At 61.9% G+C, this 16,434-nt stretch carries 11 protein-coding genes; 6 read left to right on the top strand and 5 right to left on the bottom strand.

Annotated elements, in window-relative coordinates:
* Window positions 1-82 precede the first annotated feature (82 nt).
* Together P0648_RS15395 and P0648_RS15390 are read left to right on the top strand one after the other, a co-directional pair.
* Window positions 83-1,612, top strand: a complete 1,530-nt coding sequence (locus P0648_RS15395) for a flippase (protein WP_277504613.1) — start codon at window positions 83-85, stop codon at window positions 1,610-1,612.
* Window positions 1,613-1,782: 170 nt separating this feature from the next.
* On the top strand, window positions 1,783-1,998 hold the full coding sequence (locus P0648_RS15390; RefSeq protein ID WP_277504611.1) for a hypothetical protein: 216 nt from the start codon (window positions 1,783-1,785) through the stop codon (window positions 1,996-1,998).
* A gap of 42 nt (window positions 1,999-2,040) precedes the next feature.
* On the opposite strand, the gene P0648_RS15385 is transcribed toward P0648_RS15390, so the two are convergent.
* The 3 genes from P0648_RS15385 to P0648_RS15375 form a co-directional block, all read right to left on the bottom strand.
* The gene (locus P0648_RS15385; RefSeq protein WP_277504610.1) at window positions 2,041-3,396 is read right to left on the bottom strand and encodes a hypothetical protein; all 1,356 of its coding nucleotides are present in this window, start codon (window positions 3,394-3,396) and stop codon (window positions 2,041-2,043) included.
* Between the two features lie 104 nt (window positions 3,397-3,500).
* A complete protein-coding gene (locus tag P0648_RS15380) occupies window positions 3,501-5,081 on the bottom strand; it encodes an alkaline phosphatase family protein (RefSeq protein ID WP_277504609.1) in 1,581 nt (526 codons plus the stop codon).
* Between the two features lie 112 nt (window positions 5,082-5,193).
* Entirely contained in the window at window positions 5,194-7,086 is a 1,893-nt protein-coding gene (locus P0648_RS15375; protein WP_277504607.1) for a hypothetical protein, read from the bottom strand.
* Window positions 7,087-7,265: 179 nt separating this feature from the next.
* Here P0648_RS15375 and P0648_RS15370 point away from each other — a divergent pair, with 179 nt between their 5' ends.
* A complete protein-coding gene (locus tag P0648_RS15370; protein WP_277504605.1) occupies window positions 7,266-8,237 on the top strand; it encodes a polysaccharide deacetylase family protein in 972 nt (323 codons plus the stop codon).
* Window positions 8,238-8,661: 424 nt separating this feature from the next.
* On the opposite strand, the gene P0648_RS15365 is transcribed toward P0648_RS15370, so the two are convergent.
* Complete coding sequence (locus tag P0648_RS15365) at window positions 8,662-9,657, bottom strand: glycosyltransferase family 4 protein (RefSeq protein WP_277504604.1); 996 nt, start codon at window positions 9,655-9,657, stop codon at window positions 8,662-8,664.
* Window positions 9,654-10,835: a DUF354 domain-containing protein gene (locus P0648_RS15360; RefSeq protein ID WP_277504602.1), complete on the bottom strand. Its 1,182-nt coding sequence runs from the start codon at window positions 10,833-10,835 to the stop codon at window positions 9,654-9,656. The genes P0648_RS15365 and P0648_RS15360 overlap by 4 nt, the downstream gene beginning before the upstream one ends.
* 474 nt (window positions 10,836-11,309) lie before the next feature.
* Here P0648_RS15360 and P0648_RS15355 point away from each other — a divergent pair, with 474 nt between their 5' ends.
* The 3 genes from P0648_RS15355 to P0648_RS15345 all read left to right on the top strand — a co-directional run bounded on the left by P0648_RS15355 (window position 11,310) and on the right by P0648_RS15345 (window position 16,229).
* Entirely contained in the window at window positions 11,310-12,707 is a 1,398-nt protein-coding gene (locus tag P0648_RS15355; protein WP_277504601.1) for a hypothetical protein, read from the top strand.
* Window positions 12,708-13,076: 369 nt separating this feature from the next.
* Complete coding sequence (locus P0648_RS15350) at window positions 13,077-15,008, top strand: right-handed parallel beta-helix repeat-containing protein (RefSeq protein ID WP_277504600.1); 1,932 nt, start codon at window positions 13,077-13,079, stop codon at window positions 15,006-15,008.
* 174 nt (window positions 15,009-15,182) lie between these two features.
* A complete protein-coding gene (locus P0648_RS15345; RefSeq protein WP_277504598.1) occupies window positions 15,183-16,229 on the top strand; it encodes a DUF1616 domain-containing protein in 1,047 nt (348 codons plus the stop codon).
* Window positions 16,230-16,434 lie beyond the last annotated feature (205 nt).

Here is a 16,434-nt window from a genome sequence, read left to right as displayed (position 1 = left end):
GCCCCATAACGAAGCCTCGATTCGACCTGTAGAAGAGTAGATAGCGACGATGTGGGACCGCCCAGTCGTCGCACCTTCGAGTATGTCTACACGCAACGATAACCTCCTGGCGCTGCTCGCAAGCTCTGCAATCGTCTTCGTAGGCGTCATTCTCGCCTCCGTCTCCCGGCTTGCAGAGCGCGTCGTCATCGCGCGCATGTTCGACCCCGCCGTCTACGGCGAGGTCACCATTGGGCTTTCGATCATGGCCATCGGTTCGACGCTCGCGCTCGTGGGCCTGAACCACGGGATGCCTCGCTACGTCTCGCGCTACGAGGACGACCGCGACGTCCGCGGTGTGTGGCTCGTTGGCTTCGCCTTCTCGCTGGCGACGAGCCTCCTCGTCGTCATGATTCTCCTCCTGAACATCGACCTGCTCACCCACTACTTCTACGACGACGCGGTCTCGACCGACCTGCTTCGCCTGTTCATCCTCATCATCCCGCTCAACGTCGGCGTCACCATCGGCATCGGGTTCCTGCGCGGGATGGAGAACACGAAGTACAAATTCTACGCCGAGGACCTCATCCACCCCGGCCTGCGCCTGTTGTTGCTCGTGGGCATCCTCGCCGCCGGCTTTTCCATCCTCGCGGTGGGCTACGCCTACGCCGTCGCCGCCGTGGTGGGTCTGCTCGTCGTCCACTACTTCGCGAATCGCCTGGTCCCGCTCGTCGGCCCGGTGCGCACCCACTCGCGGGAACTGGTTGCCTACTCCGCGCCGCTCATCCTCGCGATGTTTCTCACCGTCCTGCTCACGCAGATGGACACGCTCATGGTGGGCTTCTTCCGCTCCTCGACCGAGGTGGGCCTCTACAACGCTGCCTACCCGCTCGCGAGCAGCCTCCTGCTGTTCGTCTCGGCCTTTGGCTACCTCTACTTGCCCATCATCTCGCGGCTCGACGCAGAGGGGCTTCGCCACGAAATCTCGGCCATCTACAGCGTGACGACCAAGTGGGGCTTCGTCGCCACCTTCCCCGCGTTCCTCGCGGTGCTCGTATTCGCAGACGACATCCTCACGATGTTCTTCTCCGCCGAGTACGCCCCTGCGGGGATCGCGCTCGCCATCCTATCGCTTGGCTTCTTCACGAGCGCGACGATGGGCCACAACCGCACGACGCTCGCCGCGCTCGGCTACACCACGCACATGCTGTTCGCCGACATCATCACACTCGCGGTCAACCTCGTGTTAAACGTCGTCCTCATCCCAATCTACGGCTTCGCGGGCGCGGCGGTCGCCACCTCGGGGGCGTACGTCGCACGGAACGTCGTCGTCTACCTCGTGCTACGAATAAAATTCGGCATCACCCCGTTCTCTCGGGTCACCACGACGACGTACGTCCTCATCCCGCTCGTGCTCGCCCCGGTTGGCTACGTGCTCTCGACGCTCGTGACGTTCTCTGCACCCGTCCTCGTCGCGTTCGTCGTCGCAATCGGTCTCGCCGAACTGGTCATCATCACGGTCGCTGGCTGCCTCCAGCCAGAAGACGCCGTGTTCGTCGAGTTCGTCGAGAAGACCATCGGCAAGGAACTCACCTTCGTGCGAAACCACCTCCCGGTCGCAATCGAAGAATAAACGCCGCTCTTTCGCGCCCTGACCGAACAACTGTAAAAATTCTATTACTTTTGACCGCGTAGGCCATCTCGATGCAGTGACCCTCCAGCACTTCCGTCAGTAAACGAGCAGCCATCACAGTTGGCCTCCTCTGTGCCGGCTCCGTCGCCGCGATCCTGCCCGAACAATTCGTGTCACTCGTCGTCTTCGACTCGACTGGCATCGACGAGTACGTCCTCAGTGTGGTGCTTTACGTGGCGGTTCCTGCCACGATAATGACGGTCACACCGGCAACTGTCGCCGCTCGCCGATACACCGGCCGCCGGGCCGCGCTCGCGTCAATCTGCGTCTTCACCGCGGCGGCGCTCGCCGCATATCTCACGGCGGGCTTTTTCGTCGTTGGGTAACAGAAAAACTGCTTGTCGCTGCTCTTTGAAAAACTCGTACGGTCAGAGCGGCGTGCCGATGGTCACGTTCTCGCTCACGAACTCCGACTGGTCCACCACGACGGGGACCTTCGTCACCGCGATTTCGACGTTGCGAAGCAGCGTGTTGTTCGCCCGCAGCAGGTGGAAACCGTCGCGGTTGGCACCCGACTGGACGATGCTCACGTCCTCGAACACGCAGTTGTTGCGGTCGACGATACGGATGGCCGCGTCGTCGCTCGCGTCGCCGCGAATCGTGACCGATTCACACCGGATGGCCGCGTCCGCGTCCCGGTTTTCGAGCGTCTTCGCGTGAATCGCGGGGACACCGTCGGCGGAGGTGACGACCTTCGTGTTGCGAATCGTTGCCGACTCCATGAGCGATTCGATGACGATGCCGCCCTCGCTGTAGGTCACGTCGAGCATCTCGATGGTGCAGTCCTCGACGAGGACGGACTCGCCGTTGCGCAGACGAAGCCCGCGCATGTTCTGGAAGCCTGCCGGGGCGCTGTCACAGAGGATGTGGACGCCACGGACTACCGCAGGGCTGCTCACGCGGACGTTCGCGATACCGTTGTTCTGGTAGAAGCCGCCGATGACGTTCACGGGCCCGACCGAACTCGACGCGTAGAGACCGTTGTTCGGGAATCCGACGATGTGACAGTCTTTGAACGTCAGCTCGCCGAGGTTGTCGGGCCCGACGAAACAGCCTGCCGGGAAGGCGTCCAGGTCGCCGTCGTTGTGCAACTGGAGGCCCTCCACGAGGCCGGTGCCGTTCGGGTCCGTGACGCCGAATCGGGCGGTGCCACTCGACCCCACGGCGAGGACGTCCTTGACGACGAGGCCGTCCGTGACGGCGATTTGGAGCGGGCGTGGCGACGTGTTCGGCGCTCTGAAGTCGAAGCGAATGCCCGCGAAAAGCAGGCCGGTCGCTACGGGTTCCTGGTCGGTGCCGATGTTGAACAGGTAGCGGTCGTACCCCGTCGGCGGGACGATGATGGCGCTGTCGCCGACGATGCCGAAGTTCTCGAAGGCGCGAATCTCCCAGACGTCGTCCATCAGGTACCGACCGCGCGGGAAGTAGAGTGCGGTGTTCGACCCCGCGTGCGCGGTGAGTAACGGAACGATTGACTCGCTCCCGGTCGGGTCGGCGCCCGCATCGACCATGTTCACGACGGTTTCGAACTGGCTCAGGTCGTAGGGTAGCGACGCGTCCGGCGTCTGGGTCTCGGGTGGCTGCTGGGTAGTGCTGTCCGGCGTCTCGGTCCCCTGGGGTGGGCGTTCCCCGAACGAACACCCCGCAAGTGCCCCCGCGACGAAGAGCGACCCGAGTCGCAGGACATCGCGGCGGCTTGGCCGAGTCCCAGACTTCTCAGTCATACCCATAGATACGCGCAAATTCGTTTTGTTATAGCGCGGCTAACGGGCGGTTTGGCGCACGCCACGCCCACGCAGGTTGGCGAATTTGCCGCGAAAAAAGCCGCTTACTCGATGTAGCCGAGGCCGCGCAGTCGGTTCTCGACGTCGGTGAAGTCTTCGCTCACAGCCCCCACGGCTGCCTTCTTCGCGTACGACCCTCTGCGGACGGCCGTTTTACCGGGCGCTGAGTCGGGGGCGAAGATTTCGGCGAGTACGCGCCCGTCGGTGTGTTCTGGTACGGGTTCGCCGAGGCCGTGGAGGACGGTCGGGGCGACGTCGTACACCGTTGCGTCGTCGGTTCGCGCGCCAGGTTTCACGTCCGGTCCCCACGCGAAGAAGATGCCTTCTGGCAAGTGGTTCGCCGCCATCTTCGTCGGCGAGATGATGTCGCCGCTGAGCGCCGCGGAGATGTCGAATCCGGGGCGCGGCTCGACGACGAGGTCGGGCGAATCGGAGTCAGTCGGGAACAGGTCGTCCCCGTCGAACACTTCGACCATCTGCTTGCCCGTTTCGGGGTCGGTGACCGCCTCGAACAGCGCCTTTACCTGCCGTTTCACGGCGGGCACTTCGGCGGGATCGACGATGCCCTCGACGAAGCGGCGGGTGTCGTTTACGTACACTTCACCGAGCGCGTAGACGAACGCCGTCGTCTGCGAGTAATCGACGTCGAACAGCGGGTGGTCACCCGGAATCTGCTTCGCCACCTGCGTGGTGAACGACTGGGGCAGGTAATCGACGACCATCTCCTCGTCGATACCGACTCTTCCGAGCGCGTCCATGACGCCCTCTTTGGTGACGCCGAGGCGCGACAGTGCCCCGCGCACGCCGCGCTGTTTGCGCGGTTCGAGGAGGCCTTCCTGTTCGAGCAGCACGTTCAGTGCCACCTTCTTGTGGACCGGGCCGAAGCCGTGGTCGGAAACGACGTAGAGCGCCGCCCCGCGGGCCTCGGTGTAGGCCATGACCTCGCCGAGGATGTCGTCTAAGGTCTGGTAGTGGGCGAGCAGCACGTCGTCCTCCCAGATGAGGTGCTGGAGCCGGTCTGGCGCGGTGTAGACGAAGAAGAACAACCGCCAGTCCTCGCGCTCCATGAGCAACCGCATGAGTTCCCGGCGGTTGTGGACGAGCGTTCCGAGGTCCGTGAGGAACTGCTCTTTCGCATCGTAGTACTGCGCCCAGTTGAGCGCGATGCGGTACTCCGGAATCTTCGCCGTGAGCTCGTCGCAGAACTCAGCAGGGTAGGTAAAGCCTGGACCGATCTGCGGGGTCATCATCCCGGCGACGATGATGCCGTCTATCTCGCGGGCCGGGTAGGTCATCGGGACGTTCCCGACGAGCGCCGGCGAGACCATATCCCAGAGCGCCGGATACTGGAGGTCGTTGCCCGTGTACACCTGGTGGGTGTAGTTCTCGGTGAGGCGGCGGAAGCCGTAGATGCTGTGTTTGTCGGGACGAACTCCAGTGGCGATGGAGGGCCACGCGAGCGGTGTCGTCGCCGGGCGGGTGCTGTCGAGAGAGCCCGCAGCTCCCTCCGCGAAGAGCTTCGCGAAATTCCCGAGTTCACCGGCTTCGACCCATTGTTCGATGAGATACCACGGAACGCCGTCCAGCCCGAGGACGAACGCTCTCGATTTTGTTTGTTGATTCATGATGTGTGACTGCCTGAGAAGACGCGCCGTCGCACACGCGATGTGGACTGCTGTATTCTCCCGCGTTTTCGTAGTCTGCAATTCTGCTGAATTCGATTTTGTTATGCGCGAATTACGCGCTCGCCGTCGAATCGTCGCCCTCGTTAGTCACCGTATTCTGGTGCAGTAGGTAGACGCGAACCTCTCCGTTCGCGTGCACCTGGGCGATGCCGGGTGTCGAATCGAGTTGGTCGAACCCGGCTTCGGAGTAGCGGAGGCCTTTGTACACGTCGATCTCGAGTTGCGTGGTGACCTCGCTGAAGATGATGTATCGCTGTTCGTCGTAGAAGCCGAGCAGTGTCCCACCGTCGAAGGTACTCTGTGGAACCACTGCCGCGGCTCCGGGCACGAACTCGTCTTCGTTCACGAACGGCGTGCCGTAGTGGGCGTGGACGAACCGCTCAGGCCCCGATTGAATCCCGGTGTAGGGGATGCCGTCTGCCTGATAGTCGAACGCCGTGCCGTAGCCGTGCATCTGCATCTCGGAGACCTGGCCCGACGGCTGGTAGATGTACGGCGAGGCGTACACCGTCATGGCGCTCAGCGGCAACATGAGCGCGAACGCGACGACGGCGGCCCCTTTGACCATGCGCGTCGAGGTGCGTGTGGAGAGCCACTCGAACGCCCAAGCGAGCATGACCGCACCGAGGATGGTGATGAGCACCATGATGAATCCCAGGTAGCGGAATCGCTGAGTGGACCCCTGCAGGAGCGAGAACAGCAGGAACATCCCGCCGAGAGGAATCATCGAGAGCGTGAGGTACTTGATGAGACCGTCACTCGAGGGGTACGACCGCTCGAACGTCTTCCGCAGGTTCAGGCCCATGAGCAGCGACGCGAGTCCGAGGAACACGACGCTCACGAAGAACAGTTTGAAGAACAGCTCTCCGAGGCTGCCGCCGATGGCCGAGAGCGACGCACCGCGCTGGTCGATGGCTCCGGTCCCGCTCACGCCGAACAGGATGGCGTTGACGATGGTGTCTAACGTCTGGGTCGTCCGCGGGTTACGCGGTGCCCATAGCGCGAAGATTCCGATGAGGTAGACCGTGTGCGCGTACAGCGGTCGGTGTTTGCTGATGGCGTGTTCGCCGCGCAGTTGCCGGAACAGGAACTGCAAGAACACGACCGATAGGTAGAGCAGGATGACGTTCCCGGCCACCTGCGGGTGGATGAGCAGGATACCCGCGAGCGCCACGGCGAGCACGATCGCCGTCGGTGTGATGGCGAGCGGTCCCATCGAGATTGCTCGTTCCCGGTTGGTCAGGTAGCGTACCGTCAGGTAGAGCACGAGCGGCAGGAACAGGATAGCCTCAGTGCTCGGGTGTGGCTGCAGGTGGACGCTGATGTTGTTTATCGGCAGGGCGAGTAGGCCAGCGAAGATGCCGAACACGACGGCGTATTTCGTCTTCGCGATCGCCTGGACCGTCAGGCCGACGAACAGCACGAACGTGACGAAGTAGGCGAGGACGAGGAACTCGGTCGCTCGCTCCAGTTGCATTCCCGCCACGCGTTCGATGAACAACGCGGAGGTGTGAATCCCTGGATACAGGAAGTAGACGGGGTCGAGGATGCCGTTCCCGATGTCGCGCATCCACCCGAGGTGGGTGAGCGAATCGCCCGCGCCGACGAAGAAGTACCCGCGGATAATCGGCAGGCCCGCAATCGACACGATCGAGAGGACGGCGAGTGCGAGTGCCAGTTTGCGAATGTGATTTTCGGGCCGTACCTGCCAGGCGACGACGAGGGCGACGAACATGGCGATGGCCATGCCGGCCCAGAACGTGACCGGCGTCGCGTCGTATATCGACAGTTCGTACCCCGTCGCGGGCGCGTTGTACGCCGAAACGAGCCCGACGTAGAGCGCGACGAACCCGACGGTGAGTGCGAGTTTGCTCACGCGGCCGCGCGACCGGGTGAACCCCGTGAGTTGGTCTGTGGTCTGTGGCTGTCGGATGGAGCGAGTCATAGCTGTGCGTTACCTGTCATAGCCCGGCTGCCAGTTTTGTTATGGGTCTCTTACCGGCCTCCGTCGCGGGCCGACCGGCAGACTGCGTGCCTCTGTGACCGAACCCGACCCGGGAAGGCCACTCTGCCGTGGAACGCTGTGTATAACTATCCTGCTGGCACGCGGAGAAATGCCAACGAATGATACAGTTGTCACCGCCTGCGGATGCGGCCACGGGCCGGACCGAACAGACCGCCAGTGGAGACGCATCGTCTGCCGACGCGCCGACGTTCTGGCTGTGTCTCACTCACGACGTGGACCGGCCGTACAAGGGCTATCAGTCGCTCTACTACGCACTCAAGCAGCGCGACCCGTACCACCTGCGGACGCTCTTGCCGGACGTCAACCCGTACTGGCAGTTCGAGAATATCATGGCGCTCGAGGAGTCTCTCGGCGTTCGCTCTGCGTTCTACTTCCTGAACGAGAAACGCCTGTTCCGGGACAAACCGCCCCGTGAGTGGCTCAACCCGAAGAGCTGGCAGCTCTACGCCGGGCGCTACGACATCCACGACCCGGCCATCGTCGACGTCATCCGTCGCCTCGACGAGGGCGGTTGGGAGGTCGGCCTCCACGGTTCGTACGACTCGTACAACGATTTCGACCGCCTCAAGCACGAAAAGGAGACGCTCGAAGCCATCCTTGGCCACGAAATCGTCGGCGGCCGCCAGCACTACCTGAACCTGGAGATTCCGACGACGTGGGAGTACCACCGGGAACTCGGGCTCAAATACGACGCCTCACTCGGGTCGAGCAGCGAATACGGGTTCGACCACGGCTACGACGTCCAGCGGCCATTCGACGACGAGTTCGTCGTCTTCCCGCTCGCGTACATGGAGAACGCAATTCCCGACCCCGGTGTGGACTTCGAGTTCGCCTGGCACGAGTGCAAGCGCGTCCTCGACGAAGCCTACGAGAACCGTGCCGTCATGACCATCCTCTGGCACCCGATGAAGTTCGCAGCACGCGACTTCCCCGGCCAGCGCGAACTCTATCAGCGCATCATCGAGTACGCCCAGGCGCTCGGCGCGTGGGTCGGTCCACCCGGGGACCTTTACGCGCAGCGCTCGGCGCGGTTTGAAGCCGAGGTTGCATCTGGACGGGCGCGCTCATAGACGACGAATTTTCCAGTCGAATGGCTCTGCCGAACCCTCAATAGTTGCTGCGAATCCCCAGCTTGATGGAGAACGCATGTCTGTCGGATGGGGAAGCGGAAGTCACCTCACTCGAATCCGGAATCAGACGGGAAGTCCCTTTTTGTAGACTAACCAGTACGAGAGCGGAATCGTTATCAGCAGGATTACTGGAATGGTACGAACCTGAGTGAACGGGTCCGGAGGAGTCAGCATGGCACCGACGCCAAAACCGAGGCTGACCAGCAACAGAGAGACGATTAGAAACTGCGTCCACAACCGTTGGTTCATATGCAGAATATGTTGCTTCGGATATATTAATCTCTCCAACACTCCGCTGAAAACTCACTATCTGTCCAGCACCTCAACGGAAACCGCTGGTTAAAATTTCAACGACGAAGAAACCTCAGTTCGCTTCGAGCACCTGCTCGTAGACGGCGTGGATGCGCTCGGCCATCGACTCGACGCTCATTGTCCGCATCGCCCACTCGCGGCTCTCGGGCAGGTGGTCTGCGGTCAACAGCGCCAGCAGACCCTCGGTGAGTTCCTCGTCCGTGTTGGCGATGACGGCTGAGCCAACGCCGCCGAGTTGCTGCTGGATGTCGCCGACGTCCACCGAGACGACGGGCAGGTTGCAGGCGAGGGCTTCTTTCGTCGCGTTCGGCGACCCTTCGCGCTTCGAGGTGAGTATCATCGCGTCTGCGGCGTTCATGTAGTAGGGCATCTCCTCGTGTTCGACCTCGTAGACCGTCTGGAGGCGGAGATCGCCGTCGAATCGCTCCCGGGCGGCGTCTACGACGCGCTTTGCCCGTGGGTAGTCTTTGATGCCCCGCGAGGCCGGGTAGGGAAAGAGCACGTACGTCGCGTCCTGGTCCCAGCCGAGGTGTTCTCGGGCGGCCGTCTTTGACATCGGCGTGAACATCTCCATGTTGACGCCGTGAGGGATGACGTGGCAGTCCATCCCGAGTTCGTCGGCCATCTCCTGGGACATGACGATGACGGCGTCCGCCCGGCGAGCACAGAGCTTGCTCATCGGCCCGAGCGTCCCCATCAGGTCCGACCCCCAAAAGGAGATGACGACGGGCAGGTTCGGTTGTACCACGGCGGGCGGCGCGGTCAGTCCGGAGTTCGCGTGGACGAGGTCGAACTCGCCGAACGATTCCTTGAACGCTTTGGCGTAGAACCGAACGTAGTCGGTCGCCGGTCGACGCTCCTTGACTTCGTCGGTCATCAGCCGCATCTCGGAGACGGGGAGGTCCGTACAGGAAACTCCGCGCTTTTCGAGGGCGTTGACCTGCTGTCGGAAGAACGAAGCCGAGGGGCTGGTCACGAGGTTCAAGACGCGAATCGGACGCTCATCATTCGTGAGTTGGGGGGACGGGGCGACCGATTTGTAGCTCATTGGTGTCCGTTTACTTTTGTGGGGGGCGTTTCGACGGCGATCTGTCTCGGGCGCGGATGGGCGGCGGCCGCCCAGATGAGGTCAACCAGTTGGGTGGTCACGTCGCCCTTCTCGGCGAGGAGCACGTCGCGCTTTTCGCGCCATTCGGCTTTCGTCGCGGGCGCCTCGACGATGGCTTTGACCTTCGCCATCGCGGCTGCCTCGTCCGCGTAGGCGAACATGAGGCCGTATTCGTGTTCGAGTTCGTAGAAGATACTCTCCGTATCCTTGCTCACCATCGAACTCACGCGAACGGCGGGCGTCCCGAGGATGGCCGCTTCGGAGGACATCGTCCCCGAATCGCCCACGTAGAGGTCTGCGTAGTAGAGCAGGTGGTGGACGAGGTGTGCGGGAATCGGGAGTCGGTACTCGGCGAACTCCTCGGGGAGCGGGCTCTCGCTCGTGATGTACACCTTGCCGTGGCCGGCGAGGTAGTCGACGAGTTCTCGCTTCCCGTCCGGCGAGAGGCCGGAGAAGCCCACGTCGTGGAATGCGTCCCAGCCGGCGAACCGGAGGACGAAGTACGTCTCGTCCGGGTCCACGCCGTACGACTCGAGAATCGACGGGTCTGGCGTGAAGTAGTTCGGGTGCAGGTACGCGAGTTCCTGGAAGTCCATCAGATGGTGTTCGATGCCCTCGTTGGGTGGTTTGATGCTCGGTGGCGTGCAGTAGACGTCGATGAACGGGTGAGTGAGCACGGAGTAGGCGCGGTCGATGGCCGCGGACTTGATTTCCGTGTCCATGACGATGACGTTCCGCGCGCCGAGGAGCTTCGAGACGTGGACCAGCGGTGGGTTGAGGCGACCGACGACCACGTCGGGCTCGAACTTGCGGGCGACGTTCAGCATGCGTGCTTCGCGGATTGCCCACTCGCCGAACAGGCCAAGGGTTCCGGGCCGACGGCTCGAAAGCGGGATGTGGTCGATGCCGTAGGCGTCGAGTAGGTCGGTCGTCATCTCCTTGTTCCGGGAGGTGACGAGGACGTTCGCCCCCTCGGCTTCGAGTTCCCAGATGGCGTGTTTGAACAGGTGGACGTGTGCCGGGTGGTTGATGTCGAAGAGGACGTTCATCGAACCACCGCCAGTACACGAGCGAGAGGTATCGAGACGCCCCGTATCCCCGATTTCCGTTGCTGACATAGTGACTGCCAGACTGTCAGTACCATAATCACGTTGCTACTGCTACGCCGGATTTTTGTTTTGTTATGCGTGGCCTGAACAGAGGTGAAATTCGGTTTTAACGTCGATTTTATCGAAACAGTCGCCTAACCTGGTTTGTTACACATTCTCACGCACTCGTGAATCAACGGAATTTACGACCCTCTGGAGAGTGGACGGACCCCGCATTTCCGCCGAAATGGCCGGTGATCGGGCGAGTGGTCACCAATCGTACCCCTGAGAACCGCCGTGCAGGGTGCGTGGCGAAGGCGACCTCTCTCTCAACCACAAATTCCAGCATTTCCCGAAATTCTGTAAATAGAGGCTGTAAGGCGCCTGTTTAGAGGTTGGTATCCAGGTATCTGGTCGCGAAAAAAGGGTGGCCGGTAGCAATGCCCTCGTAGTTGGTAGTAATTATGCCCGAACTCACTTTAGGTGGACGAAGATTGCCCAAATATGGAACGACGCAGTGGTGAGAAACTCGGCGAAAATAAGCAATTAATCAACCGTCGCAACTACCTCCGTGCGGTCGGCGCGGGGGCGCTGTCGCTCGGTGCACTCGGCGCTGCAAGTGGCACTGCAGCGGCCGCGGAGTATGAGACGATTAACGTCGGTGCCGGCGAGGCGAAAACGCTCCACGTCGGCAGTGGTGAAACCCTCGAAAACGTCCTCATCGACGTGAGCGCGAAGGGCGCTGACCTCCTGATTAAAGCGGAAGGTAACGACTGGACCATCCGGAACGTCGGGGTCACTGGAACTTTCGACGTCGGTGAAAATGGTGGTCACGGGTACGTCATCCGGTTCGACGGGAACGGCCTCATCGAGAACGTCTACCTCGGTGATGGGTTCAAGTTCGGCAAATCCTCGAAGGGTGCGATGCTCTCTGGGCCGGAACACTCCGGTCACGTGACCATCCGCAACTGTTACGTCGCCGGCTGGTCCGACAACGCGATTTACGCCGCTGGCTCTGGTCGGGTGACTGGTCCGGGTTCGACCGACGGGCAGGGCGGCAACTACACGTTCGAGAACTGTTACTTCCGCGACAACAACATCTCCCACCTCCGCCTCGCGGCGGATGGGACGACGGTCAAAGGGTGTGTGTTCCACAACACCAACCGCGTGCGCCCGGAGATGAACACTTCGGCTGGGCAGTCCGACGTGGTGAACAGCCGCGGCATCTACACCGGCTACGGTGACCCATCCCAGGTCATCACCGTCGAGGACTGTGACTTCAACATCACGGGCCAGAACACCTGTAACTCGGATGAGTGGGATTACAGCGCCTGTGGCGCGTCCGTCGCCCACTCCGGCGACCACAGCACCTACGGCGCGTGCAGCACGGTCCGCATTCAGGACTCCCGTATCAACGGCCAGACCCACGGCGACTACGTCGAAGTGGCGTCCTCCACCGAAACGGGTGCCGACGCGCCGAACATCGAAGTTCCCGCAGGCGTCCCGAAATCCGCAGAAGAAGCCGCGAGCGCGAGCGCCTCGGACACGGCGAGCGACGCGGAAACCAGTGGCGGATCCACCTCCACGAACGACACCGACGCAGAGACGGAGACGGCAGACGACACCGACGCCCAACAGTCGGGCAGCAACGTCGTCTCCATCACCGGCTTCACGAACGATCCGGTGAACTACGAACTCGAAGTGTCCGGGAGCCTCGAACAGACCGGCGCGAACGGCGCGACCGTCGACCCACAGGACGACGTCCAGGGCTCTCGAGCGACCGGCCTCATCGAGGGCGGCACCGACAGCTACGAGTTCAGCGGTGAGCTCGTAGACGTCACCCTCTACGGCCACGCAGCGGTCGCGCTCAACGGTAAGGCGATCGACCCAGACGACTACTGAACCGCCTCGGTCACGATTCCGACGCGAGTCTTTTTTCAACCCACTTCTTCGATGAGCGACTGCTATTTTTCGAACTACAACGCCCCCTGCTTGGCGCGGCGCTGCCGCGCACCGTCGTCAGCTTCCGCCGATTGGTCACTTCTCGTGAGACTTCAAAAGTCACGGCAGCCCCGTTAATTGACGCATAACGTTCTCGATTTTGAACTCGTCTCGACCCGAGAGTCAGGTATTTCTGGTACTCAGTTTCCCGTGAATATTAATTGTAATCCAGGTATCTGGTCGCGAAACAATCCAACCCGGTACGTTCACAACCGAATCTGGTAACAAAGTTGCCGGAAATCTCTTTTATGGAACGTAGATTCACCGAACATGGAACGACGCAGTGGTGAGACTATCGGAGATAATGATAAATTATTCAGACGCCGTGACTACCTCAAGGTACTCGGCACCTCAGCAGCCGTCGTCGGCGGACTGGGCGCTGCAAGTGGCACTGCAGCAGCCGATTATTCGACGATTAAACTGAGTCAGAACGAACGGCGGACCCTTCGTGTTGGAAGCGGAGAGACGCTCGAAAACGTTCTCATCGACGTGAGCGCGTCCGGGGCAGACTTGCTCATTAAGGCGGAAGGCAACGACTGGACCATCCGCAACGTTGGTATCAAGGGTCAGTTCGACGTCGGCGAAGACGGCGGCTACGGCTACGTCTTCCGCTTCGACGGGAACGGCCTCATCGAGAACGTCTACCTCGGCGACGGGTTCAAATGGGGCATTTCGAGCAAGGGTGCGATGCTCTCTGGGCCGGAACACTCCGGTCACGTGACCATCCGCAACTGTTACGTCGCCGGCTGGTCCGACAACGCGATTTACGCCGCTGGCTCTGGTCGGGTGACTGGTCCGGGTTCGACCGACGGGCAGGGCGGCAACTACACGTTCGAGAACTGTTACTTCCGCGACAACAACATCTCCCACCTTCGGCTGGCCGCAGACGGCACCGTCGTGAAGGGATGTGTGTTCCACAACACGGGCAACGTCCGTCCAGAAATGAACACTTCGGCTGGGCAGTCCGACGTGGTGAACAGCCGCGGCATCTACACCGGCTACGGTGACCCATCCCAGGTCATCACGGTCACCGATTGTGACTTCAACATCACCGGTTCGAATACGTGCAGCACCGACAACTGGGATTACAGCGCCTGTGGCTCCTCGGTCGCACAATCGACCGATCACAGCACCTACGGCGCGTGCAGCACGGTTCGATTCGAGAACTCCCGTATCAACGGGCGCACCCTCGGCGACTACGTCGAAGTGGCGTCCTCCACCGAAACCGGTCCAGACGCGCCGAACATCCGCGTCCCAGCGGGCGTGCCACAGTCCCCGGAGGAGGCCGCAGACGGCAGTGCGTCCTCCACGGACAGCTCGGCTCCAACGACCACTAGCACTGTGGAAGAAGAACCAGCGCCAGACGAGGAAGAACAGCAGCCAGCAGACGGCAGCATCCTCTCGATTACCGGCGTGAACGGGCAGGTCACGAACTACGCGTTCGCCGTCACTGGGTCGCTCGAAAAGAGTGACGCGAACGACGCGACGATAGACCCCGGCGACGACCTCTCCGGGTCGAGCGCGGACGGCGCAGTCGCGGGCGGCACCGACAGCTACGTGTTCGACGGCGAGTTCACGAAGTTCACTCTCGACGGCGAGGCGACGGTCACGGTCGACGGCTCGGAAGTCGACCCTGAAGACCTCGTCACCGCAGAGCCAGAACAGGAATCCTCGGATGACGCGGACATCGTGAGCATCGTCGGCGACGCGGGCGACGTCGTCAACTACGAACTCACGGCGAGCAAGGACCTCGTCAAGAGCACGGCCAACGACGCCACGAAGGACGAAGGCGACGACCTCTCGGGCAACACCGCGTCTGGCGCGGTGGCAGGCGGTACTGATAGCTACAAGGTCGTCGGTGAACTCGTGGACGTAACCCTCGACGGCGACGCCACGGTCCTCCTGAACAACGAGGAAATCGACCCGGACGACTACGGCTACGACAACGTCATCAGCATCAGCGGTGGGAGCGCCTCGAACATCGCGGAGTACGAGTTCGCCGCCAGCGGCGGGATTCGCAAGAGCGAGGCGAACGGCGCGACCATCGACTCGGAAGATTCCATCTCCGGGCAGACCGCAACTGGTGCGGTCGCGGGCGGCATCGACAGCTACGAGTTCGCGGGCGAACTCACGAGCTTCGACGGCCCAGCTGGCCTCACGGTCACCGTCAACGGGTCGCCAGTCGACACCCGGTCGCTCTGAGCCGGTTATATCGCGGCTAATCGTCGCGTGTCACCTCATTTTTCACGCTCGACGCAACACTGGTTTCAGTGCCAACAGTGGCCAGAAGCCGGCGTATAACAAGGTGTGATTCCCGCCATATATCCTCCGTGAACGGGAGCGTATGCAGCCGTTCGGGAATGGATTGGATTTACGATGACTGACGAATCGACGTGGGGACACGATTCCTCACAGATGCATATTCCGGGACTCGACCTTGGGGTGGGATTGCTCTACCTGCTGGTCAGTATCTCCGTCGTATTGTACGTAAACGACTCGGTAATGCGGGCGCTCATTGGCTTGCCGCTCGTCGTGTTCGTGCCGGGCTATGCGCTGTTGGTGGCCCTCTACCCACACCGACACGTCGTCACCGAGCACGTAGATGGATGGTTCGTGAACGGGGATGTCGACGCACCGGTGCCGGCGAACACGCACGTCACCGAACGCGGACTCAGCCTCGGGTCACGACTGGCGCTCTCGTTCGGCCTGAGCCTCGCGCTGCTCGCGCCGCTCGCAATCGTCATCTCGCTGCTCGGCTTTACGTTCTCGCTCGAAACGATGCTCGGTAGCCTCGCGGTGTTCGCGACCCTTGCACTCCTCGTCGGCTCGGTGCGACGGCGCTCGATCGCTCCCGAGGACCGCTTCTCGCTCCCGCTCGATGCGTGGTTCTCCCACGTCTCGTCCTCGATATTCGACGCCGACACGAAATTCGACACCGTGTTGAACCTCGCACTCACCGCGGCGGTCATCATCGCCATGTCGGGGTTCGCCTACGCGCTGTTCGTCCCCAACTATGGCGAACAGTACACCGAATTCTCGCTCGGAACGCAGACCGCCGAAGGCCAGTTCGAACTCGCCGGCTACCCAACGCAGTTTGAACAGGGCGTGCCCCAGGAACTGGTCGTCGCCATCGGTAACCAGGAAGGCGCGAACGCCCGATACACCGTGGTCGTCGAACTCCAGCGCGTCGAAACCGTAGACGGCGCGCTCACGGTCGTCGAACGCGAGGAACTCACCCGGTTTGCGGGCTCGGTCGCCGACGACCAGACGCTGTACCAGCCACACGAACTCACCCCGACGATGACGGGTGAAGACCTGCGGCTCAGCTACATGCTCTACAAGGGCGACGCACCCGCCGACCCGACCGCCGAGAACGCCTACCGCCACCTGTTCATCTGGGTGACGGTGGACGAGTCGGCCTGAACGTTCCAACCCGTTCGATTCGATTTTTCAGGACCCGCAGCCTCGAGCCAGTGGCTTCTCGCAACAGGGCTGTTCGTTGGTTGGACTCCTCTGTCGAGTGCAACGCGTCGCTCGTTTTCGACGCCACCACCGGGTCGCTCTCCTTTCGCTTGCAGCCGTCAGTGCTGCGAGCCAATGCGCGGGCTTGCCACTCTCTAAGACGACT

It is taken from the genome of Haladaptatus sp. DYSN1, assembly GCF_029489995.1.
Taxonomy (GTDB): Archaea; Halobacteriota; Halobacteria; order Halobacteriales; family Halococcaceae; genus QDMS2.
This window is presented reverse-complemented; position numbering and strand designations above follow the sequence as displayed.